This window comes from Actinoplanes sp. OR16, from assembly GCF_004001265.1.
Classification (GTDB): domain Bacteria; phylum Actinomycetota; class Actinomycetes; order Mycobacteriales; family Micromonosporaceae; genus Actinoplanes.
The window spans coordinates 268598-291076 of the sequence record NZ_AP019371.1 but is presented as its reverse complement, the minus strand read 5'-3'; the positions used below and the strand labels follow the sequence as shown (position 1 = coordinate 291076).

The following is a 22479-nucleotide window of genomic DNA, read 5'->3' as shown; positions in this document are numbered from 1 at the left end:
GTCCTCGCGCGCAGTCAACGCCTTCACGCGGCGTCGTCCTCGCGCGCAGTCAACGCCTTCACGCGGCGTCGTCCTCGCGCGGAGTCAACGCCTTCACGCGGCGTCGTCCTCGCGCGCAGTCAACGCCTTCACGCGGCGTCGTCCTCGCGCGGCGCTGACGCTGCAGGAGTGGTCTGCTCCGTGTGGACCTGACGCCGCAGGGGTGTTGACTCGTGCGGAGCCGACCTTCAACAGGAGTCGGCTTCGCGTGGAGCCGCCGCCTCTGGGCACGAGTCGGCGTCGCGAAGTGCTGACACATCGGCGTGGCGGCGCTTCTGGCGGGAGTTGCGCTTCCCGCGTTCTTCCTGTCGCGCTCGCTCCACCGCGTGCGGGCGCGCAGGGCTGAGGCCTGATCTGCAGACGACCCGAGTCGCGACCGGTGCATACCGGTGGGGCTCGGGTCGTCTGCTGTCCGGGTTCGGTTCGACCTGGAGCCGTTCGCCGCGTGCCGCGTTCGCCACGTGCCGCTTCGCCACGTGCCGCGTTCGCCACGTGCCGCGATTGCCGGGTGATGTGGGCAGCCGGCTGCTCTGCCCGGACCTCGGAACGATCGCCCGGGACGCAATCTTGGAGCGGCGGCCACTGCACGCGGCCTTTGGAGCGGCGGCCGCTGCATGCGGCCTTTGGAGCGGCGGCCGCTGCATGCGGATCTTGGAGCGGCGGCCGCTGCACGCGGATCTTGGAGTGATGACTGACTGAACCCGGATCTTGGAGCGGGCGGTCGGGACTGCGGTGCCTGAGGAAGCCGCCCGTTCACTGCCGACCTTGGAGCAAAGGGAGGTGCGTCTGGGTCTGGAAGCGGCGGTTGGAATGAGCCGGGCCGACGAGCGGTGGATGAGGGCTTGGACTTGGCGGGTTTGTCACAGGTGTCTGGGTGGTTGCTGGGGACTGTTCGGTGTGGGAGCGGGCGGTGACCTGGTAGAGGCCGGAGGCAGGGGTCTGGCTGGGAAATCGCTGGGTTGATGGTCGGCTGTCGGCGGTTTCGGGTTGGGTCGGCGGGGCCGGTACTGTCGATTGCGATGGACACGGACGGGCTCTTCTCACTTGCGCCGCCGGGGGCTGCGGCACCGGCTCACGGTGGGGGCGACACTGGCGGTTTCGGGACGTTCGCTGCTGACTCGCCGTTGCCGGTGCGGATGCGGCCCGCGTCGCTGGATGAGCTGGTCGGGCAGGAGCACCTGCTCGCGCCCGGTGCGCCGCTGCGGCAGTTGGTGACCGGGGCCAGTCCGATGTCGGTGATCCTCTGGGGGCCGCCGGGCACCGGCAAGACCACGATCGCGCATCTCGTCGCGCACGCCACCGACCGGAAGTTCGTCGCCATGTCGGCGCTCACGGCCGGGGTCAAGGACGTGCGCGCGGTGATCGACACGGCGCGGCGGGAGCGGCGCTACGGAGGGCCGCCCACGGTCCTGTTCATCGACGAGGTTCACCGGTTCAGCAAGACGCAGCAGGACTCGCTACTCGCCGCAGTCGAGGACCGGACCGTCACACTCCTCGCGGCAACCACCGAAAACCCGTACTTCTCGGTCATTTCGCCTCTGCTCTCCCGCTGTGTGCTGCTGACCTTGCAGGCTCTCGGCGACGACGACGTCCGCGGGCTCGTCCGGCGCGCGATCACCGACGAGCGCGGGCTGGGCGGGGCGGTCACTCTTTCCGCCGAGGCCGAGGAGCATCTCGTACGTCTGGCGTCAGGCGACGTGCGAAAGGCGCTCACAGCACTGGAGGCCGCGGCCGGGTCGGCGATCGCCCAGGACGTCAAGGAGATCGACCTCGCCACCGCGGAACGGGCCGTCGACGTGGCGGCCGTCCGCTATGACCGGGACGGCGACGCCCACTACGACGTGATCAGCGCGTTCATCAAGAGCATGCGGGGCAGCGATCCGGATGCGGCGCTGCACTGGCTCGCTCGGATGCTGGTGGCCGGGGAGGACCCGCGGTTCATCGCGCGGCGCATCGTGATCTTCGCGAGCGAGGACGTCGGAATGGCGGATCCACAAGCGTTACTGGTGGCCACAGCGGCGGCTCAAGCCGTACAAAATGTGGGTTTGCCTGAAGCAGGTCTGAATCTCGCGCAGGCTGTCGTGCACATGGCGACCGCGCCGAAATCGAACAGTGTGACGGTGGCGCTCGGCGAAGCCATGGCAGACGTGCGTGCGGGGAAGGGCGGGTCGGTTCCGGCTCATCTGCGCGACGCGCACTACCCGGGGTCGAAGGGGCTCGGGCACGGGCGCGGATACCGCTACCCGCACGACGATGCGCGCGGTGTGGTGCGGCAGCAGTACGCCCCGGACGATCTCGTGGGCACCGACTACTATCGGCCGACCGACCACGGCGCCGAACGCGCGGTGGGGGAGCGAGTGCCGCGTCTGCGCCGGATCGTGCGTGGTCTCGGCCCCGGTCCGCGTGCGAATGCCGGAGAACCCGAAACCAGGGGCGTGACCAGGTCGGTTGCCGCTTCGTCGGGTACGCCGGACCGCGCGGTGGGTGGTGATCGAGCCGAGGATGCGTCACAGTCGTCGGCGGACTCGGAACCGGGTTCGCCCGGCGCTGAGGTGCGGACTTCAGATGCTGAAGGGCAAGGCGGTTCCCTCGCCGAGTCCGGAATTGATGACGTGCGGGAAGACGACAGCGGCGACGCCGCCGGGGAGGAACGACCGTGACAGCGCGGGGTGCCGATCGGCCCGACGACACCGGCCTGGGCGGTAAGAAGGGCCGGCGATTCGGGCGCGGCCGCAATGCCGAGCAGCCGCCCGAGGTACCCGTCGAGGTGCCGCGCGAGGAGACCGGCTGGCTCGATGACCTGCGCACTGCCAAGGAGGAGCGCTCGGCGATCGGGCCCGGCATGCGTCCCGGCGAGGGCCGTACGAGCAAGTCCGGCCGGGTTGCTCCGGGGCCGGACGACGCCCCCGACGACGACATCTTCCTGCCCGGCCACGACGATCCCGCAGCAGAGAACACCGGCGGGTGGGAGCGTGCCGCCCAGCCCGCTTCTGATCAGCCCGGACGTGGTCCGTCAGGCCAGGGCGTCCCCTCCGGTCCTGTCCCCGCGGCCCAGCGTCGGGGTGGCGGCGCCGCGGGCCCGGTCTCCCCTGGCCCGATGGGTCCTGGTCAAGTAGCACCCGGTCAGATGACACCCGGTCAGGCAGCCGCCGGACAGATTCCGCCTGGACAGCGACCCGGTGTCGCTGGGCCTGCTGGTCCTGGGCATGGTGGTCCTGGGCATGGTGGTCCGGGGCAGCCTGTTCCCGGGCAGCCTGTTCCTGGGCGTGGTGGTCCTGGGCAGCTTGGTCCGGGGCAGCCTGGTCCTGGGCAGCGGGGTGGGCCGGGGCGTGGTGGGCCTGGGGTTCCTGCTGGTCCTGGCGGGCAGATCGGTGGTCCTCGGCCTGTCTCTGGTGGGTCCATGCCGGGAGCGCCCGGTGTCGCCGGGCAAGCGCGGCCGGGTCAGATGGCCCCTGGTTCCGCTTCTGGACAGATCAACGCTGGGCAGGTGCCGCCTGGGCAGATGCCGCTCGGGCAGGTGCCTCCTGGACAGATGCCGCCTGGGCAGGCCGGGCAGCGCGGACCTGGGCAAGGGCCCGGGCAAACGATGGGGCAGGGGCCTGCCGGGGCTCAGTTGCCCACCGGTGCTCGTCGTGGTGGGCCTGCTGTGCAGGGGTCGCGGCCGGGTGTGGTGCCCGGCGTTCCGGGGCAGGGCATGCCGGGGCACGTTGGACCGGGGCAGGGCGGTCCGGGGCAGGGCATGCCTGGACACGTGGGACCCGGGCAGGGCGGTCCGGGGTCGGGCGGTTCTGGGGCTGGCGGTGCTGGTGGGGGTGTTCCGGCTTCGGGGAATGCTCCTGAGGTTCCGGGCGGTCGGGGCGGAGTGCGCGGTGCGGCGCCCAGTGTGCGGCCTGTGTCGCCTGGGGTGCGGGGGGCTGGGCCTGGAGTTCGGCCTACTTCGCCTGCTGGGCCGGCACGCGATCGGTTCCGGTCGCATGAGGCGGGGGCCGGTGTCGATCCGGCGGTACACCAGTCCGGGGCCATTCCGCGTGGCTTCGACGGCGCTGCTGACGTGGTGGACCCGTCCGTTTATCAGACCGGGCCCGTCGCGCGGCGGGCCGGTGTTGCGCCGGTCGATCCGTCCGTACATCAATCTGGGTCTGTTCCTCGTGATTTCGACGGTGCTGAGCAGACTGGTCGTCGAGGGCGGCGGGCACGGGCCGAGGACGAGGGATATTCCGAGGAACCGACCGGGCGTCACGGCCGCGTTGCCGGGCCCGGTGCTGCTCCTGCGGCGGATCCGGGGCATCGGGCCGGGCATGCTGCCGCTGCGCCGCCGGCGGCTGGGCGGCATGGGGGCGGATCTGCCGGTACGGACACCGGCTCGCACGCTTTCGTCAACCCGGGTACGGACAGTGGTGCCTACGGGATCGTGAATCCTGGCGGTGAAGGTCGCAGCCGCGGTGCTCGGCGCGCCTCCAGCCAGGTCGGAACGGAGACCGGCGCTCAGCGGTTCGTCCGGCGGCGTGGCGCAGACGGCGAGCCCGACGCCGCAGCACCGAATCCCGCTCACCCCGGGCATAGGGCCGAGGCGGATCCGGGGACCCAAGGTTTCGTACGGCCGGGGCACCGTGCCGGCGACAGTGACGAAGACACCGGGACGCGCGGTTTCATGCGGCCCGGACATCGTGCCGCCGACCCGGAAGGTGGAGAGGACCCGGGCACGCGCGGTTTCGTGCGCCCGGGCCACCGAGTCGCCGAGCCGGACGACGGCGTTCCTGGGCAGGCCGGTCCTGGGCACGGTGGTCCTGGGCAGGCCGGTCCTGGGCACGGTGGTGCTGGGCAGGCCGGTCCTGGGCAGGCTGGTCCTGGGCAGGGCAGCGGCGCTGTGCCGGGAGGTCGACGGATCGGGCCTGGGGACGGGCGGCCTGTGCGGGCTGCCGCCGCTGTGGTGCCGCCGGTGGTTCCGGGGCCGGAGGGCGCTCGTACGCCTGCGGTGCCGGGGCGGGCCGGGGCCATGGCCGACAGCACTTCCGGGGTGATTCAGCGGCCGGGTCAGCAGGGGCCGCAGCAGGCGCAGAGTCAGCAGCAGGGTCAGCCGGGTGGGCGCGGGGCGCGTACCGGGCGGGCTCGGGGTGGTGCGGCTGTTCCTGGTATCGCCGCTGGTCCTACGAGTGGTGCCGGCGCCGGCGCGGGCGGTCCGAACGTGGCCGGCCCGAATACGAGCGGTCCGATCCCGGCTGGGCAGCACGCCGGTGGTCCTGACCTCGGCGGTCCTAACGCTGGCGGTCCTCACGCCGGTGGTCCTAACGCTGGTGGTCCTCACACGGGCGGGCCGGGTGCGGCCGGGGCTGCTGTGGCCGGGGCCGCTGCGGGAGCTGTCGGTACTGGGCCTCGTGGCGGTGGCAGGGCGCGGCCGGTCAGCGGTGGCGCTCGCGGTGGTGCTGCTGTTCAGGGACGTGGGCCGGCTGGGCAGGAAGCGGGACCGGCTCGGGGTGGCGCGGCCGTCCCCGGGCAGGGTGGCGCGGGGCCTGAGGTCGACGGTGCTCCTGGGCGGCCTGCGTCCGGCCGGGCCGGGTCTGGGGTGGCTGGCTCTGGGCGAGCTGGAGTCAAGCCGGTGGGATCCGACGGCACGGGTGCTAATGCCGGGTCGGCTCGGGTCGGTGGTGCGGTTCAGGGAACGGAGAGCGGGCCGGCTAGAGGCGGCGCTGCGGTTCCCGGTGGCACGGGACCGATCCGGGGTGGAGCGGCCGTGCCTGGGATGGGGCCCGAGGGGACCGGGCCGATCCGGGCCGGGGCTGCTGTGCCTGTTCCCGGGGCGGTATCGGGGCCTGACGGGACCGGGGCGGTTCGGGCCGGGGTGGCTGTGGCTGCCGCGGGCCGGGGTGGTTCTCCGGCTGAGCAGACCGGGGGGTTCGGCGCTTCGGGTTCGGACGGGGGAGCGGAGCGGTCCCTCGTACAAGAAGGTGGTCTGGCCGAGCTTCGCCACAAGATGCGGACGCAGCGGCGGCTGCGGGTGGGTGTGCTGAGCACGCTGGCGGCGCTGGTGCTGTTCGTGCTGCCGGCGTTCTTCGGGGTCAAGGCGATGAGCAGCGACCCGGTGTTCGCGTCGCTCGATGCGCTGAACGTGCCGTCCTGGGCCGCGCAGAAGACGCAGGACCAGGGGAGCAACAGCCGCTGGTGCTTCCTGGACTGCCGGTTCCGGGAGCGGATCGCCGAGTCGGAGAGGCCGTTCCAGGAGACGTCGGAGGCCTATGCCGGAGCGCTCACCGCCGCGGGCTGGAAACAGTGGAACGTCGCTGACTGCCCGGAGACGCCGATCAACAAAGATGAGGGCGCGTACACCTGCTGGCGGCGGGACGAGTTGACGCTCGACCTGTACGTCGGCCTGCCCGGCTGCATGGTCGAACAGACCTCCACCGTGGCCGAGGGCGAGGACGCCGCGCCGGCCGAGTGCGAGGGATCGACGGTCAGCATCAAGGTGGCCTACACGATCACCGATCAGCGCGGTAAGACGGAGACGACGCCCGGGCTGACCGGTGTGACGCCGGACGCGGTGCTGCCGACCGACGATCCCCTCTTGGAGCCGACACCCGAGGCGTCGTGACGCGGGCGGTGGTCACGGACGGTAGGGTCACCTGGTTGTCCCCGCCGAACCGTGACCACCCGAAGAGGAGACGCGCTACATGGACGCCGGAGAAATCGCAGGTCTGATCGCGGCGGGCGCCTTCCTGATGCTCGTGCTCGTGCTGGCCGTGCCGATTCTCAAGCTGGGACGCACGGTGGACGCCGCCACCCGCGCCATCAATGACACGGTGGACCGCACCGGTCCGCTGCTGACCAACGTGAACACGACCGTGGAGAACGTGAACACCGCGCTCGGTCAGGTTCAGGTCTCTTTGGACGGCGTGAACGTGCAGCTCGCCAAGGTCGACACGATGACCGAGCACGCCCAGAACGTGACCGCCAACATCGCGAACCTGGTCACCGTGGTGTCCGCCGCCGCGGCCAACCCGCTGGTGAAGGTCGCTTCCTTCGGCTACGGGCTGCGTAAGGCCGCCGCGGCACGCCGGCACGCCGAGGACGACCGTGAGGTCCGTGCCGCGCTGAAGCAGCGCCGCAAGGCAGGCCGCTGATGAAGCGCCTGCTCTGGCTCGGTGTCGGTCTGGCCGTCGGCGCCATCGTGGTCCGCAAGCTCAACCAGAAGGCCAACGAGTTCACCCCGACGGGGATCGCGACGTCGCTGTCGGAGTCGGCCGGCGGGCTCGTCGAGTCGCTGCGCAGCTTCGTCGACGACGTCCGCGACGGCATGGCCGAGCGGGAGAACCAGATCCACGAGGCGTTCGCCGCGGGGGAGTTGTACGAGGACAAGTTCGCCGATCTGCGCGACGAGGAGAACCGATGAAGACGGCAGAAGTGAAGCGGCGTTTCCTGGCGCATTTCGAGGCGAACGGGCACACGGTGGTCCCGAGTGCCCCGCTGCCGGCCATCGACGACCCGAACCTGCTCTTCATCAACGCCGGCATGGTCCAGTTCGTGCCGTACTTCCTGGGGCAGCAGACGCCGGCGTTCTCGCGGGCGGCGAGCGTGCAGAAGTGCATCCGTACGCCGGACATCGACGAGGTCGGCAAGACCAGCCGGCACGGCACGTTCTTCCAGATGAACGGCAACTTCTCGTTCGGCGACTACTTCAAGGCCGGGGCGATCCCGCTGGCCTGGGAGCTGTCCACCAAGCCGGTCGAGCAGGGCGGTTTCGGCCTCGACCCGGAGAAGATCTGGGCGACGGTCTACCTCGACGACGAGGAGGCCATCGAGATCTGGAAGCAGACCGGCATGCCGGCGGAGCGGATCGTGCGCCGCGGCAAGAAGGACAACTTCTGGTCGATGGGCATCCCCGGCCCGGCCGGCCCGTGCTCGGAGCTCTACTACGACCGGGGTCCGGCCTACGGCGCCGAGGGCGGCCCGGAGGTCGACGAGGACCGGTACCTGGAGTTCTGGAACCTGGTCTTCATGCAGCACGAGATCACCGACGTGAAGTCGAAGGAGGAGTTCCGGATCGTCGGTGACCTCCCGAAGCAGAACATCGACACCGGCATGGGCCTGGAGCGCATCGCCTCGATCCTGCAGGGCGTCGACAACCTGTACGAGATCGACGAGGTGCGGCCGATCCTGGCGAAGGCCGCCGAGATGACCGGCAAGAAGTACGGCGCCCACTCGGGGCACGCCGCCAACCAGAGCCACCCGGACGACGTGCGCCTGCGGGTCATCGCCGACCACGTGCGCACCGCGCTGATGCTGATCGGCGACGGCGTCACCCCGTCGAACGAGGGCCGCGGCTACGTGCTGCGCCGGATCATGCGCCGTGCGATCCGGGCGATCCGCCTGCTCGGCTGGCAGGAGGAGGCGCTGCCGATCCTGCTGCCGATCGCGCGGGACTGCATGGCGCCGTCGTACCCGGAGCTGGCCGAGGAGTTCGGCCGGATCTCGACGTACGCCTACGCGGAGGAGGACGCGTTCCTCTCCACCCTCAAGGCCGGTACGACGATCCTGGACGTGGCGATCGCGGACACCCGTTCGTCGGGGAAGGAGTCGCTGTCGGGGGACAAGGCCTTCCAGCTGCACGACACCTACGGCTTCCCGATCGACCTCACCCTGGAGATCGCTGCCGAGCAGGGCCTGAAGGTGGACGAGGAGGGCTTCCGGCGGCTGATGGCCGACCAGCGCTCCCGGGCCAAGGCGGACGCGGCGGCGCGCAAGACCGGCCACGCGGACCTCTCGTCCTACCGCTCGGCGCTGGACGAGGGCGGCGCGGTCGAGTTCACCGGCTATCAGGAGATCAGCCGGGAGTCCCGGGTCCGGGCTCTGATCGGTGAGAAGGGAAGGGTCGAGGTCGTCGGCGAGGGCGACTTCGTCGAACTGGTCCTGGACACCACCCCGTTCTACGCCGAGGGCGGTGGACAGCAGGCCGACACCGGCTTCATCAACGTGGGCGGCGGCCGCCTCGAGATCGTCGACGTGCAGCAGCCCATCCCGGGCCTGATCGTGCACAAGGCGCGGGTGCTCAGCGGCGAGGTGCGGGCCGGCGAGACCGGTTTCGCGGAGATCGACATCGACCGCCGCCGGGCCATCTCGCGCTCGCACACGGCGACCCACCTGGTGCACCAGACCATGCGGAACTTCCTCGGCGAGTCGGCGACCCAGGCGGGCTCGCTGAACGCGCCGGGCCGCCTGCGGTTCGACTTCAACACCCCTGGCGCGGTCTCCCCGACCGTGCTGAACGACGTGGAGCAGCAGATCAACGAGGTGCTGCTGCGCGACCTCGAGGTGCACGCGTTCATCACCTCCCAGGAAGAGGCGCGCCGGCTCGGCGCGATGGCCCTCTTCGGCGAGAAGTACGGCGACGAGGTCCGTGTGGTCGAAGTCGGCGACTACGCGCGTGAGCTGTGCGGTGGCACGCACGTGGCCCGCTCCGGCCAGCTGGGCCTCGTGAAGATCCTCAACGAGTCGTCGATCGGCTCCGGTGTCCGCCGGGTCGAGGCGCTCGTGGGCATCGACGCGTTCGGCTTCCTGGCGAAGGAGCACCTGCTGGTCTCCCGTCTCGCCGAGATGTTCCGGGTGCCCGCCGACCAGGTCGGTGACCGGGTCGAGCACACCGTGGCAGCGCTGCGCGACGCCGAGAAGGAGCTGGAGAAGATGCGGGCCCAGATGGTGCTCGCGAACGCCGGAGGCCTCGCCGAGGCCGCCAAGAACCTGGACGGGGTGGCGTACGTCGGCACCGAGGCGCCGGAAGGCGCTGCCGGCAACGACGTCCGGACCCTGGCGCAGGAGATCCGTGGCAAGATCGACCCGGCTCGTCCGGCGGTCGTCGCGGTGACAGCGCGCTCCGGGGGCAAGGCGTCACTGATCGTAGCGATCAACGGCGCCGCCAAGACGCGTGGCCTTTCCGCGGCGGACCTGGTCAAGGCGGCCCTTTCGGGTCGTGGCGGGGGCAATGCGGACCTTGCTCAGGGTGGCGGCGTTCCCGCTGCCGAAGCGGCTAAGCTCTTGGGCGCGATCGAGAAGGCGATCATCGAAGCGAGCTGATAGCGGCTCCGTGCGATCGATGGCTACTCTTCGCGTCGTAGCTTGATCGACACTTGGAGGCGCGTGTTGCCGCAGTGCAGGGTGATGGCGTGACGCAGCGCTTCGCTCGAGGCGTACGTCTCGGCGTGGACGTGGGCCAGGTGCGCGTCGGGGTTGCCAGGTGCGACCCCGACGGCATCCTGGCCAGTCCGGTGAAGACCGTTCCGCGGGATCAGACGACCGGCGAGGACGGAGTTCCGGCGGACATGACGGAGCTCGCGGGGCTGATCGCGGAGTTCGAGGCGACCGAGGTCGTCGTCGGGCTCCCGGTGGCCCTCAACGGGCGCGAGGGTGTGGCGGCCGGCCACATCCGCGCGTACGCGGAACGGCTCGGCGCGGTCATCGCGCCGGTGCCGATCGTGTTCACCGATGAGCGCATGTCGACCGTCGTCGCCAGCCGCAGACTGTCCGAGCGTGGCGTGAAGGGCAAGCGTCAGCGTGCGGTCGTGGACCAGGCGGCCGCCGTCGAGATCCTGCAGAGCTGGCTGGACGCGCGGCGGAGGCAGAGCTAATTGATCGACGAGCAGCTGGATCTCAGCTTCGAGGGAACCACCGACCGAGGCCGATGGCGACATCGGAAGAAGGAGGGCGGCGGCCGTAGTTTCGTCGCGTTCTTCCTGGTCCTCTTGCTCTTCGGAGCGCTCGGCGGCGGAGCCTGGTACGGCTTCGGGAAGGTGAAGGGTTACTTCACCGCGGCCGATTTCGAGGGCCCGGGCAGCGGCGAGGCCGTTGTCGAGGTCAAGTCCGGTGACAGCGCCACGAAGATCGCCGACACCCTCTACGGCGAGGGAGTGGTCAAGAGCGCTGCGGCGTTCGTGAACGCCGCCAAGGACAATCCCGACAGCAAGAACATTCAGGTCGGATCGTATCTCCTGAAGAAGGAGATGAAGGCGAGCGACGCGCTGACCGCGCTGCTCGACCTGAAGAACCTGAACGTCCACCGGGTCACGCTGCCCGAGGGTCTCACCTACCTGCAGGTCTACGACCGGCTCTCGAAGGAGACCGGCATCCCGGTCGACGACTTCAAGAAAGCCGGCGAGGACCCGGAGGGTCTCGGTGTGCCGTCGTTGTGGTTCAAGCGCGGTGACGGCAAGAAGATCGACAAGAAGAACATCGAGGGCTTCCTGTACCCGGCGACGTACGAGATCGCCAAGGACGCCACCGCCGAGGACGTGCTCAAGAAGATCATCGCGAACTTCAACGACGAGATGGCCGAGCTGAAGTTCCCGGACACGGTCACCGAGAAGCTCAAGATCTCGCCGTACGAGGCGCTGGTCGCCGCGTCGATCGCCCAGGTCGAGGCGCTGCTCGACGAGGACATGGGCCCGGTCGCCCGGGTGCTCTACAACCGGGCCTACACCGGGAACTTCCCGTGTGACTGCCTTCAGCTGGACAGCACGGTCAACTACTGGCTGCGGCTGACCGGCAAGGAGGCGAAGTCGTCGGACAAGCTGCTCGCGTCAGAGCTGCACGACCCGAAGAACCCGTACAACTACGACGTCAAGGGCATGGCGATCGGCCCGATCAGCAATCCGGGTGATGTGGCACTCCGAGGGGCGATGAACCCCAAGAAGAGTGACTACTACTTCTTCGTGACGGTGAACGAGAAGGGCGCCATGGCGTACGGGAAAACGTTCGCCGACCACGAGGCGAACATCCAGGAAGCCTGCAAGAACGGCATCCCGATCTGCTGATATCCGATCACCGACCGCGACCACCGGAGCACGCTGCCCGGTGGTCGCGGCGTTTCGTGAGCGCTGCCGCCGCGTTAGTCATCCGTGCTCCGGGTGAATTCTTTCGACGGAGAGTGACCGCCGGGTGTGCGGAGGGTCGCTGGGGTGGGCGGCAGGGCATCGATGTGGGTATGGTGCGCCTCAGTGCCAAGCCGGCTGGGACAGGCAGCGGAGGCGAAACGAAGTGATCGACGAACTTGATGTGGCGTTCGAAGAGGACGCCGAGCGGAGCAAACCGCGACGCCACCGTGCCGGTAAGGGCGGGGGCAAGTCGGCGATCGCGCTGCTGCTGACCTTCCTGCTCCTCGCGGGACTCGGCGGCGGCATCTACCTCGGGTACACCAAGGTCAAGAGCCTCTTCGTGGCGGCCGACTACAGCGGTCCCGGCACCGCGCCCGCCGAGGTCGTGATCCCCAAGAACGCGTCGCTCACCGAGATCGGCAACGTGCTCGTCGAGGCGGACGTCGTGAAGAGCACCAAGGCGTTCACCAACGCCGCCGAGGAAGAGCCGCGCAGCAAGAACATCCAGTCGGGGACGTACACCCTGCGCGAGCAGATGACGGCCAAGGACGCGGTGGCGCTGCTCCTCGACCCGGCGGCCCGGCTGAGCAAGGGCGTGACGATCCCCGAGGGCAAGACCGCGAAGCAGACGTACGAACTGCTCGCCAAGGCCACCGGCCACCCGGCGAAGGACTTCGAGGAGGCGGCGAAGGATCCGATCGCCCTCGGTGTGCCGGACTGGTGGTTCAAGCGGACCGACGGCAAGCAGGTCTCCAAGACGGCCGAGGGCTTCCTCTTCCCGGACACCTACGAGTTCGACCCGAAGGCCACCCCGGACCAGGTGCTCCGGACCATGGTCGACCACTTCCTGACGGTCACCGGCGAGATCGGTTTCGCGGACGACGTTCAGAAGAGCCTCAAGGTCTCCCCGTACGAGGCGCTGGTCGTGGCATCGCTCGCCCAAGCCGAAGCCGGGATCGCCGACGACCTGCCGAAGGTGGCCCGGGTCGCGTACAACCGGGCGTACAAGAAGAAGATGCCTCTCCAGTTCGACGTCACCACGAACTACTGGCTCGAACTCCAGGGCAAGGACCCGAAGCACTCCGGCGACCTGCTGCGCCAGGAGATGGACGACCCGAAGAACCCGTACAACACGGAGATCGTGGTCGGCCTGCCGGTCGGGCCGATCAACAGCCCGGGCAAGGCCGCGCTGACCGGGGCCATGAAACCGACGGCCGGTCCGTGGCTGTTCTTCGTGGCGGTCGACAAGGAGGGTCACTCCGCGTTCGCGGTGACCAGCGCCGAGCACGACAAGAACATCAAGAAGGCGTGCGACGCCGGCCTCACCAAGCTGTGTGACTGACTTCGTTTCGTAGAGTGGGCGCGTGCAGAGCAAAGAAGAGACCCGTAAGGCGGCCGTCTGCGGCAAACCGATCGCCCACTCGCTCTCGCCGGTGATCCACAATGCCGGGTTCGCCGCGGCCGGTCTGACCGGGTGGAGCTACGAGGCGATCGAGTGCGCCGAGTCGGAGCTGCCCGATCTGGTCGCGGGCCTCGGTCCGGAGTGGGCCGGCCTGTCGCTCACCATGCCGCTCAAGGAGGCCGCGCTGCGCCTCGCCGCGGTGGCGACCCCGGTGGCGATCGCCGCGGGTGTCGCGAACACGCTGGTCCGCCAGGACGACGGCTCGTGGCACGCCGACAACACCGACATCGGCGGGATGGTGCGGGTGCTGCGCGAGGCCGGGGTGGGCGTGAGCCGCGGCCGGCACGCGAAGAAGGAGGCGCCGCCGCGGATCACCGTCCTCGGTGGCGGCGGGACCGCCCGTGCCGCTCTGGCCGCCGCGTCCGAGCTGGGCGCCTCCACCGTGACAGTGGTGACCCGCCGCCCGGAGGCCCGCGCCGAGCTCGACCCGGTGGCCGTGGCGCTGGGACTCACCGTCGAGGGTTTGGCCTGGTCCGACGCGGTGGGCGCATTCGACGCCGACGCGGTGATCTCCACGGTGCCGAAGGGTGCCGCCGACGAGCTCGCCGGGACGGTCACCTGGCAGCCCGGAAGTGTGTACTTCGACGCGCTCTACGACCCGTGGCCGACGCCGCTAGCCGCCTCCGCGCTGGCCGCCGGCGTAACCGTCCACTCCGGCCTCGACCTGCTGCTGGCCCAGGCGCTCAGCCAGTTCGAGCAGTTCACCGGAGTCGCCGAGGCGCCCGAGGAAGCGATGCGTGCGGCCCTCGACGCGGCGGTCGCGGCGCGCTGATTCCTGTCCGCCTGGCGGGACGGCCTCGGCCGCCTGCTGGGATGCCGGGGAGCTGTGCCAGACTCAGAGCGTGTTGCGCTGGCTTACCGCAGGTGAATCGCACGGCCCGGCTCTCGTCGCGCTGCTGGAGGGTGTCCCCGCCGGCGTGGAGGTGACGAGCGCCGACATCATGCGTGATCTCGTACGCCGCCGCCTCGGCTACGGCCGCGGCGCCCGGATGAAGTTCGAGCAGGACGAGCTCGAGATCATCGGCGGTGTCCGGCACGGCGTCACGCTGGGCAGCCCGGTCGCTCTCCGGGTCGGGAACAGCGAATGGCCCAAGTGGGAGACGGTCATGGCCGCCGACCCGGTCGACCCGGACGTGCTCGCCGCCCAGGCCCGCAACGAGGCGCTGACCCGCCCGCGCCCCGGTCACGCCGATCTCGCCGGCATGCAGAAGTACGGGCACACCGACGCCCGGCCGATCCTGGAGCGCGCCAGCGCCCGGGAGACCGCGGCCCGCGTCGCGGTCGGTGTGGTCGCCAAGCAGCTGATCAAGCAGGCACTCGGCATCGAGATCGTCTCGCACGTGATCGAGCTGGGTTCGGTCGCCGCGAAGCCCGGTGTCCTGCCGACCCCCGACGACTTCGACCGGATCGACGCCGACCCGCTGCGCTGCCTCGACCCGGAGGCGAGCGAGCGGATGGTCGCCGAGGTCGACGCCGCGAAGAAGGACGCCGACACGCTCGGCGGCATCGTCGAGGTGCTGGCCTACAACGTGCCGCCGGGCCTCGGCTCGCACGTGCAGTGGGACCGGAAGCTGGACGCCCGCCTCGCCACCGCGCTCATGTCGATCCAGTCGGTGAAGGGCGTGGAGATCGGCGACGGCTTCACCCAGGCCCGCTCGCGGGGTTCGGTCGCGCACGACGAGATCGTCCCGTCGCCCGACGGTGTCAAGCGGCTGACCGACCGGGCCGGTGGCCTGGAGGGTGGCATCACGAACGGCGAGCCGCTGCGGGTGCGCGCCGCGCTCAAGCCGATCTCGTCGCTGAACCGGGCGCTGCAGACCATCGACATCGTCACCGGCGAACCCGCCACCGCGATCAACCAGCGCTCCGACGTCTGCGCCGTCCCGGCCGGCGCCGTGGTCGCCGAGGCGATGGTCGCCCTGGTCCTGGCGGAGGCCGCCACCGAGAAGTTCGGTGGTGACTCGGTCGCCGAGATCAAGCGCAACCTGAGGTCGTACCTCGACAACCTGGTGATCCACTGATGGCGCCGGTCGCGGTCCTGGTCGGCGTCATGGGCGCCGGCAAGACCACCGTCGGCACCGCGCTCGCCGCCCAGCTGGGCGTGCCGTTCGCGGACACCGACACGGTCATCGAGGAACGCGCCGGCAAACCCATCCCGGAGATCTTCGTCGACGACGGCGAGGACACGTTCCGCGCCATGGAACGCGCCGTCGTGGCCGAGTGCCTGGAGACCTTCGCGGGTGTCCTCGCCCTGGGCGGCGGCGCCATCCTCGACGAGGGTACGAGGAAACTCCTGAGCCACCACCGAGTGATCTTCCTGTCCGTCGAACTCTCCGACGCCGTCAAGCGCGTCGGCCTCGGCGCGGGCCGCCCCCTGCTCGCCATGAACCCGCGGGCGACCCTCCGCCACCTGATGGAGCAGAGGAAGCCGCTCTACCTGGAGGTGGCCACCCACACGGTCACCACCGACGGCCGAGAGCCCGCCGACCTGGCCGACGAGATCGCCGGCCTGATCGCTCGCCGATCTTGAACTCTGGAAGAGTGAGGATCGCTCAAGATCTGCCGGGTGGTCGTCGTCCTGCCCGCGACTTCGTATCGAGTGGCTCGGCGGCTCGTCATGGCCCCTCGTCGGCAGGCTCCTTTGCCGATCTTGAGTGATTCTGGGCTTCGGGGAGTGGGTGATCGCTCAAGATTCGGCGGGCGGTCTTCGGGTGGTGCCGTCCTTGGCGCGTTCTCATCGCGATCTTGGAAAGTCCGGTTCAGCGTTCGGGGACCGTGCGGTCGGCTGTGATCCATGGCTGTGTCGAGGTCGGCCGGGCAGCCATGCCGCCGCAAATCTCGCCGCCCGTAAGCCCCGCCCCGCCCCGCAGATCTTGAGCGATGTTGCACCGCTGGGCATCAACGATCGCTCAAGATCTGGCGGGTATTGCCGTCTTGCCGTGCCGCGCCGTGCTGTGCCGTGCCGTGCTCTGCGCTTCGTGCAGATCTTGTGCGGTGGTGCACCGCCGGGTATCAACGATCAATCAAGGTCTGGTGGGTATCGCCGTCTCGCCGCGCCGTGCCGTGCCCTGCCCTGCCCTTCGTGCAGATCTTGAGCGATGCTGCACCGCCGGGTGTCAACGATCGCTCAAGATCTGGTGGGCATCGCCGTCTCGCCGCGCCGCGCCTTTCCTGCAGATCTTGAGCGAGGCTGGACCGCCTGGAGGGCGAAGGAACGCTCAAGATCTGGCAGGTGACGGGATCTGTCCGCAGTGCGTGGCGGCGCAGACTGCGGGCTGGCTTGAGGTGCGGATCGCACCGAAAGGCGACACGGGGTGCCGGGGCCGGATGGCTGATGCCGGGTGGGCTGCGGTCAACCTGTGGTGCGCGGGCGCTTCAGTTGAGCCTCTCCTCCAGGCGTTCGATCCGCTCGACCAGCGGCGCAAGTTCCGCCCGGACCGCTGTGAGCAGGGCCGACGGCGGCGGCGCAGTGGACGGGTCGGTGGCGCCGGCTCGCAGGTGGGCGTAACCGGCCAGGGCGGCGGCCACGGCTCGGCGGGCGGATCTGCCGTCGACGGCTCGGGAGCGGAGGAGGTCGCCGGCGGTGCCGTCCGGTTCTGCCGACAGGCCGATGAGCAGGTGTTCGCAGCCCACGTAGTTGTGGCCCAGGCCGATCGCCTCGCCGACCGCCAGTTCCAGGGCCACCGCCGCGGGGGCGCTGAACCTCAGGCCGTCTCCGGCCACGGCGGGCTCGGGAGTCGTGGGCGCGGTCAGGGAACCGGGCGCCACGTCGAGGGCGGTCAGTACTTGGAGGCCGAGGTTGTGGTTCTCGGTGAGCATGCCGTGCAGCAGGTCGCCGGTGGTCACCGAGCCGGCGCCGGACTCCTGTGCCCGGCGGGCCGCGAGGGTGAGGGTGATGACGAGGCGGCCGGTGAAGCTGGGCAGTTGCTCGGAGAGCCGTTCCGGGTCGAGGTCGCCGAGCACCGCCTGGCGGATCGTGGTGATGCGGCGGACGGCCTGTTCCAGGGCTCGCTGGCAGATGGGGGAGACGGGCAGGCCGGTGTCGCGGACGGCGTCGGCGAGGTCGTCGGGGAGGTACACGTTGATTTTCGGCATGACTCCGTTGTAACCCCTCGCGGGTTATCTGTATATAACCCCACTCTCGGCACCGTGGAGCGCCGATAGGGTGTCACCCGTGGTGACGCGGATTTCCGTGACGGGTGACCGTCCGTATGACGTGATCGTCGGGCGTGGACTCGCGAGCGAGCTGCCCGGGCTGATCGAGGGCGCCGCGCGGGTGGCCGTGCTGTACCCGCCGACGCTGCGCGAACGCGCCCGGGCCGTCGCCGAGGCGGTGGGCGCCGGGGTGACGGTGGTGCCGATCGAGGTGCCGGACGCTGAGCGCGGCAAGTCGATCGACGTGGCCGCCCGGTGCTGGGACGAGCTCGGCGCGGCCGGCTTCACCCGTACCGATGTGGTCGTCGGTGTCGGCGGCGGCGCCACCACCGACCTGGCCGGGTACGTCGCGGCCGCCTGGCTGCGCGGCGTGCGCTGGGTGCCGGTCGCGACGTCGGTGGCCGGCATGGTCGACGCCGCGGTGGGCGGGAAGACCGCCGTGAACATCGCGGCCGGCAAGAACCTGGTCGGCGCGTTCCATCCGCCGGTCGGCGTGCTCTGCGACCTGGACGCGCTCGACACGCTCCCGGCCGAGGACATCGCCGCCGGGATGGCCGAGGTGGCGAAGGGCGGCTTCATCGCCGACCCGGTGATCCTCGACCTGATCGAGGCGGGGCCGGAGAAGGCCCTCGACCCGCGCAGCGACGTGCTTCGCGAGCTGGTGGAACGCAAGATCCGGGTGAAGGCGCACGTGGTCGGCGTCGACCTGAAGGAGTCCGGTCTCCGGGAGATCCTCAACTACGGGCACACGCTCGGGCACGCGATCGAGCGCCGGGAGAAGTACACCTGGAAGCACGGCGACGCCATCTCCGTCGGTCTCGTCTTCGCCGCCGAGCTGGGGCGGCTGAGCGGCCGGCTCGACGACGCGACGGCGGACCGCCATCGCGCGGTGCTGGAGTCGCTCGGCCTGCCTACGACGTACGACGAAAGCGCCTGGACCGAACTCCTGCCCGCCATGCGCGTCGACAAGAAGGCGCGGGCAGCGACATTGCGTTTCGTGGTTCTCGATGGCCTGGCGAAGCCGGGCATCCTCGCCGGGCCGGACGAGGCGCTGCTGGAGCGGGCGTACTCGGCGGTGGCCCGGTGATCTACGTGCTGAACGGGCCGAACCTGGGCCGGCTGGGGCTGCGCGAGCCGGGGATCTACGGTTCGTCGACCTATCAGGACCTGGCCGAGATGTGCCAGACGGTGGCCGAGGATCTCGGTCTGACCATCGAGGTGCGGCAGACCAACGCCGAGCACGAGATGCTCGAGTGGCTCTACCAGGCGGCCGACGAGGGCGCCGACGTGGTGCTGAATCCGGGGGCGTGGACGCACTACAACTACGCGGTGCGGGACGCCTGCGCGATGCTGCGTGGCAAGCTGGTCGAGGTGCACATCTCGAACGTGCACACGCGCGAGGAGTTCCGGCACCATTCGGTGATTTCCGCCGTCGCGACCGGTGTGATCGTGGGACTCGGCTTCGACGGATATCGGCTCGCCCTGGAACATATCGCCCGGTAGGCCCGATTCGCTGGGAACGGCCGCCCGCCGGTAGACTCGTTCGGTCACCGATACGCTTCAAGATCAAGGCAGGACATGGCTTCCACCAACGACCTGAAGAACGGCCTGGTGCTCAACCTCGACAAGGAGCTGTGGACTGTCGTTGAGTTCCAGCACGTCAAGCCGGGGAAGGGTCCGGCGTTCGTCCGCACCACGCTGAAGCACGTCCTGTCCGGCAAGGTCGTCGACAAGACCTTCAACGCGGGCACCAAGGTCGAGACCGCGACCGTGGACAAGCGGACCATGCAGTACCTGTACAAGGACGGCGACGACTACGTCTTCATGGACCTGGACACCTACGACCAGATCCACGTCTCCGGCGGCACCGTCGGCGAGGCGGCGAACTACCTGCTCGGCGAGGCCGAGGCGACCGTCGCGCTGCACGAGGGCGTCCCGCTCTACATCGAGCTTCCGACCAGCGTGTTCCTCGAGGTCACCTACACCGAGCCGGGTCTGCAGGGCGACCGCTCCACCGGCGGCACCAAGCCGGCGACGGTCGAGACCGGCGCCACCGTTCAGGTTCCGCTCTTCATCACCACCGGTGAGAAGATCAAGGTCGACACCCGCGACGGCCGCTACCTCGGCCGCAGCTGATGGCTGAAGGTCCCAAGAAGGAACGGCTCGCGCGCCGCAAGGCGCGCAAGCGAGCGCTCGACGTCCTCTTCGAGGCGGACCTGCGTGACCTTCCGCCCAGCCAGGTGCTTCTCACCTACCTGGACCGGATCGCCAAGCCCCACCCGGAACACATGGGCTACGCCACCGAGCTGATCGAGGGCGTCGCCAAGAACATCGACCGCATCGACGAGCTGATCGCCAGTTACGCGGAGGGCTGGACGATCGACCGCATGCCGACGGTCGACCGGAACCTGGCCCGGATCGCGGTCTTCGAGCTGCTGTTCGTGCCGGACGTCGACGACCCGGTGGCGATCACCGAGGCCGTCGAGCTCGCGAAGGAGATGTCGACGGACGACAGTCCGCGCTTCCTGAACGGGCTGCTCGACCGGATCGCGGCCTTCGCGACGCGATAAGAGACGCGGTAAGCGACGCTGTACGAGCCGCGATGAGAAGCGCCTCCCACGAGGCCGGGCCCTCAGGGCCCGGCCTTGTGCATTGATCGACGATCACCTTACGGTGGCATGATCGCTGCTGGGGGGAGGCGGTCGTGCTCTTCGATTTCTTCGCGATGCGGGTCCGGATCGAGACGCTGCGCAAGGGCCGCCACCAGGTCGTCGTCAACGGCGACGACCGCGGCGCCCACTCGCTGCGCCGGCTCACGCTGACGTCCAGCTCGGCCTGGCAGTGGCCGGCCGACGAGGACACCTGCCACCGGCACGGCGAGATGCTGCGCGGCCTGCGCGGCCCGGTGAGCCGGTTCCGCCAGGCGGCGACGATCGAGGACGTGGTCGGCGCGCTCACCGCCCTCTGCCTCGCCGCGCAGCCGGAAGCCCGTGACCTGCTGCTTCCGGCCCGGCACCGGATCCATCTGCGCCGCGCAGACCTGGACGGGATCGTCCCCGACCTGCCCGCCGACGTGCACGTGGTCCTCGACTTCGCCTTCGAGGACTACTGGGATCAGCTCACCTGTGTGCTGAAGGTCTCCGTCTCGACGCATCCGCCCGGCCCGGTGGACGAACCGTCCCATGGCGACGCCGGCCAGGACTGGGTGGACCTGTTCACCACGGTCCGCGACCGCATCGAGGCCTGGTTCGCCGATCAGGGTCTCTACCGCACCGACTTCCGCATCCAGGGCCGGGAGTACCGATTGCCGACCGTGTGGGTGGGCGAGCTGAACGACCCGGAGGCGGACGCCGGCGACTACCTCAGCGGGTCACTGGACGTGTTGAACGGGCTTGCCGCGCGGACGCTCCGGATCGGCGACGTCCGGGACTGCGTCATCACACCGAGTGTTCTCAACGGGCAGATGCTGGCGCTGCGCCGGGCCGACGCGCTGAAGCTCGACGAGCCGGTCCGGCAGCCGTCGTACCTGCTGGTGCCGGAGCGCCCGGCGGCGAGCGACCCGGACGGTCGACAGCTCTGGGAGCTGGAGGAGACCCTCGTCGACGCGCTCGTCTCGCTGGAGGGCCAGGCGGCCGACCGGCTCTGGCGGATCGAGGCGGACATCGACGTCTGGGATCACCAGCTCGAGGTGTACGACCAGGTCGCCGAGCGGGGCCTGGTGCTCTGGGACGCGCTTTCCACCCATTTGCCGGTACGCCGCGGGCGCCAGCTGGAACGCGTTCACCGCAGCGTCGAGCTGATCCACCAGATCCTGTTGCAGGGCGTCGCCGACCTGGCCCGGATGGAGACCCGGACACAGGACTGCGCGGCGCAGGTGACCACCGCCCGCAGCGATCTGCTGGCCGAGTTCGACAGCCTGATCACCGAGTTCCACACCGCGCCGACCGGGCTGCGCACCGCGCTGGCGCTCACCGGTGTGGTCGGCGAGGTGGAGGTGAGCGCCGAGCACGTGGTGCGCAAGGCTGCCCGGGTCAAGGCCAAGTACGACCACCTGCTCGGCGCGATGTCGCACGCCTTCGACGAGCGCCGGGTCCGCGAGTCGGACGTGCTGCAGCGGGCCAGCGGGAAGGTCGGTTTTGCGCTGGCCTTCATCGGGGTGATCACGCTCTTCGACGCGACGGTGCAGATGAAGCCGGAGACGCTCGAGTCCGGCACGTACCTGTGGCCGGGCGAGGGCTGGCTCAGCGGGCTGGGTTTCGTGCTCAGCGTGCTGGCCGGCCTGGGCTTCCTCGGTCTGGTCTGCTGGGTGGCGTTCAGCGCGAAGGAGGAGGGGCCGCTCGGCTCCCGGAACTTCTTCCGCCGGATCTACAACGGCGACGGGCGCGGCGACCACGGGATGTGGAAGTTCCTGCGCGACTCGTCCAGCGACGAGCTGAACAAGGTGGCCGGGGACGACACGGCCTGGCGGTCCCGCGACGATCAGCTGTCGGCGCGCTTCGCCGAGCTGTGGGACCGGATCGGCCGGGTGGATCCGAGCCGGCACACCGAGAACGGCCGCTGGAACGTCGCCACCGACATCCACCGGCTGGCCGGGTTGATCGAGCAGTGGGGGCTCTGGACGCTGCTCGTCACCGAGCGCCCGTTCGGCCGGCTCGCCCGCTATCAGCTGGCGCGGCTCACCCTGCTCTACCGCACGGCGACCCGGCTGCCCGGCACGTTCCTGACCGGCGCGCCGGCGAGCGTGGTCTCCGCCGACGACTGCCGGCGCAGCCTGCAGCGGCTCGGCATGACCTGGGACGAGGCGGCCGAGGTGATCGACGCGCTGACCGCCGAGGTGGCCGCCGGCCGGGTGCGGACCGCGCAGGACGTGCTCACCGTGCTCGACCGGTGGCAGGTGCACGCCGACACGGACGGCGGGATGATCGTCGGAGAAGTGAAAGAAGCCCGCGCCGCCTGACGGCGGAACGG

General features: G+C 70.0%; 18 protein-coding genes. 17 read left to right on the top strand and 1 reads right to left on the bottom strand.

Annotated features, from left to right (window positions below):
• Nucleotides 1–1058: 1058 nt before the first annotated feature.
• The 12 genes from EP757_RS01305 to EP757_RS01245 all read left to right on the top strand — a co-directional run bounded on the left by EP757_RS01305 (nt 1059) and on the right by EP757_RS01245 (nt 15886).
• Nucleotides 1059–2699, top strand: coding sequence for a replication-associated recombination protein A (locus EP757_RS01305; protein ID WP_127554029.1), 1641 nt, complete (start codon nt 1059–1061; stop codon nt 2697–2699).
• Nucleotides 2700–4661: 1962 nt separating this feature from the next.
• Nucleotides 4662–5060, top strand: coding sequence for a hypothetical protein (locus EP757_RS42690; protein ID WP_160165748.1), 399 nt, complete (start codon nt 4662–4664; stop codon nt 5058–5060).
• A gap of 950 nt (nt 5061–6010) precedes the next feature.
• On the top strand, nt 6011–6625 hold the full coding sequence (locus EP757_RS01290) for a hypothetical protein (RefSeq protein ID WP_127542380.1): 615 nt from the start codon (nt 6011–6013) through the stop codon (nt 6623–6625).
• 79 nt (nt 6626–6704) lie between these two features.
• Entirely contained in the window at nt 6705–7154 is a 450-nt protein-coding gene (locus EP757_RS01285) for a DUF948 domain-containing protein (protein WP_127542379.1), read from the top strand.
• Nucleotides 7154–7423, top strand: a complete 270-nt coding sequence (locus tag EP757_RS01280) for a hypothetical protein (RefSeq protein WP_127542378.1) — start codon at nt 7154–7156, stop codon at nt 7421–7423. Before EP757_RS01285 ends, EP757_RS01280 begins: the two co-directional genes overlap by 1 nt.
• On the top strand, nt 7420–10101 hold the full coding sequence (gene alaS / locus EP757_RS01275) for an alanine--tRNA ligase (RefSeq protein WP_127542377.1): 2682 nt from the start codon (nt 7420–7422) through the stop codon (nt 10099–10101). Before EP757_RS01280 ends, alaS begins: the two co-directional genes overlap by 4 nt.
• A gap of 89 nt (nt 10102–10190) precedes the next feature.
• Nucleotides 10191–10652, top strand: a complete 462-nt coding sequence (gene ruvX / locus EP757_RS01270) for a Holliday junction resolvase RuvX (protein WP_127542376.1) — start codon at nt 10191–10193, stop codon at nt 10650–10652.
• Nucleotides 10653–11834 (top strand): endolytic transglycosylase MltG, encoded by a 1182-nt coding sequence (mltG, locus tag EP757_RS01265; RefSeq protein WP_127542375.1) that lies wholly within the window; start codon nt 10653–10655, stop codon nt 11832–11834.
• Between the two features lie 223 nt (nt 11835–12057).
• Nucleotides 12058–13236: an endolytic transglycosylase MltG gene (gene mltG / locus EP757_RS01260; RefSeq protein WP_127542374.1), complete on the top strand. Its 1179-nt coding sequence runs from the start codon at nt 12058–12060 to the stop codon at nt 13234–13236.
• 22 nt (nt 13237–13258) lie between these two features.
• Nucleotides 13259–14128 carry a shikimate dehydrogenase gene (locus EP757_RS01255; protein ID WP_127542373.1) on the top strand — a complete coding sequence of 290 codons (870 nt, stop codon included), beginning with the start codon at nt 13259–13261 and terminating at the stop codon, nt 14126–14128.
• A 70-nt stretch (nt 14129–14198) separates the two neighbouring features.
• The gene (aroC, locus tag EP757_RS01250; RefSeq protein WP_127542372.1) at nt 14199–15377 is read left to right on the top strand and encodes a chorismate synthase; all 1179 of its coding nucleotides are present in this window, start codon (nt 14199–14201) and stop codon (nt 15375–15377) included.
• Nucleotides 15377–15886, top strand: coding sequence for a shikimate kinase (locus EP757_RS01245; RefSeq protein ID WP_127542371.1), 510 nt, complete (start codon nt 15377–15379; stop codon nt 15884–15886). The genes aroC and EP757_RS01245 overlap by 1 nt, the downstream gene beginning before the upstream one ends.
• Before the next feature lie 845 nt (nt 15887–16731).
• Here EP757_RS01245 and EP757_RS01240 read toward each other — a convergent pair.
• Complete coding sequence (locus EP757_RS01240; RefSeq protein WP_127542370.1) at nt 16732–17451, bottom strand: Clp protease N-terminal domain-containing protein; 720 nt, start codon at nt 17449–17451, stop codon at nt 16732–16734.
• A gap of 70 nt (nt 17452–17521) precedes the next feature.
• Here EP757_RS01240 and aroB point away from each other — a divergent pair, with 70 nt between their 5' ends.
• The 5 genes from aroB (at nt 17522) to EP757_RS01215 (ending at nt 22468) form a co-directional block, all read left to right on the top strand.
• Entirely contained in the window at nt 17522–18598 is a 1077-nt protein-coding gene (aroB, locus tag EP757_RS01235; protein ID WP_127542369.1) for a 3-dehydroquinate synthase, read from the top strand.
• Nucleotides 18595–19014, top strand: a complete 420-nt coding sequence (gene aroQ, locus EP757_RS01230; RefSeq protein WP_174262321.1) for a type II 3-dehydroquinate dehydratase — start codon at nt 18595–18597, stop codon at nt 19012–19014. The genes aroB and aroQ overlap by 4 nt, the downstream gene beginning before the upstream one ends.
• A 75-nt stretch (nt 19015–19089) precedes the next feature.
• On the top strand, nt 19090–19647 hold the full coding sequence (efp, locus tag EP757_RS01225) for an elongation factor P (RefSeq protein ID WP_127542368.1): 558 nt from the start codon (nt 19090–19092) through the stop codon (nt 19645–19647).
• Nucleotides 19647–20081, top strand: a complete 435-nt coding sequence (gene nusB / locus EP757_RS01220; RefSeq protein WP_127542367.1) for a transcription antitermination factor NusB — start codon at nt 19647–19649, stop codon at nt 20079–20081. Before efp ends, nusB begins: the two co-directional genes overlap by 1 nt.
• A gap of 134 nt (nt 20082–20215) precedes the next feature.
• Nucleotides 20216–22468, top strand: coding sequence for a hypothetical protein (locus EP757_RS01215; protein WP_127542366.1), 2253 nt, complete (start codon nt 20216–20218; stop codon nt 22466–22468).
• Nucleotides 22469–22479 lie beyond the last annotated feature (11 nt).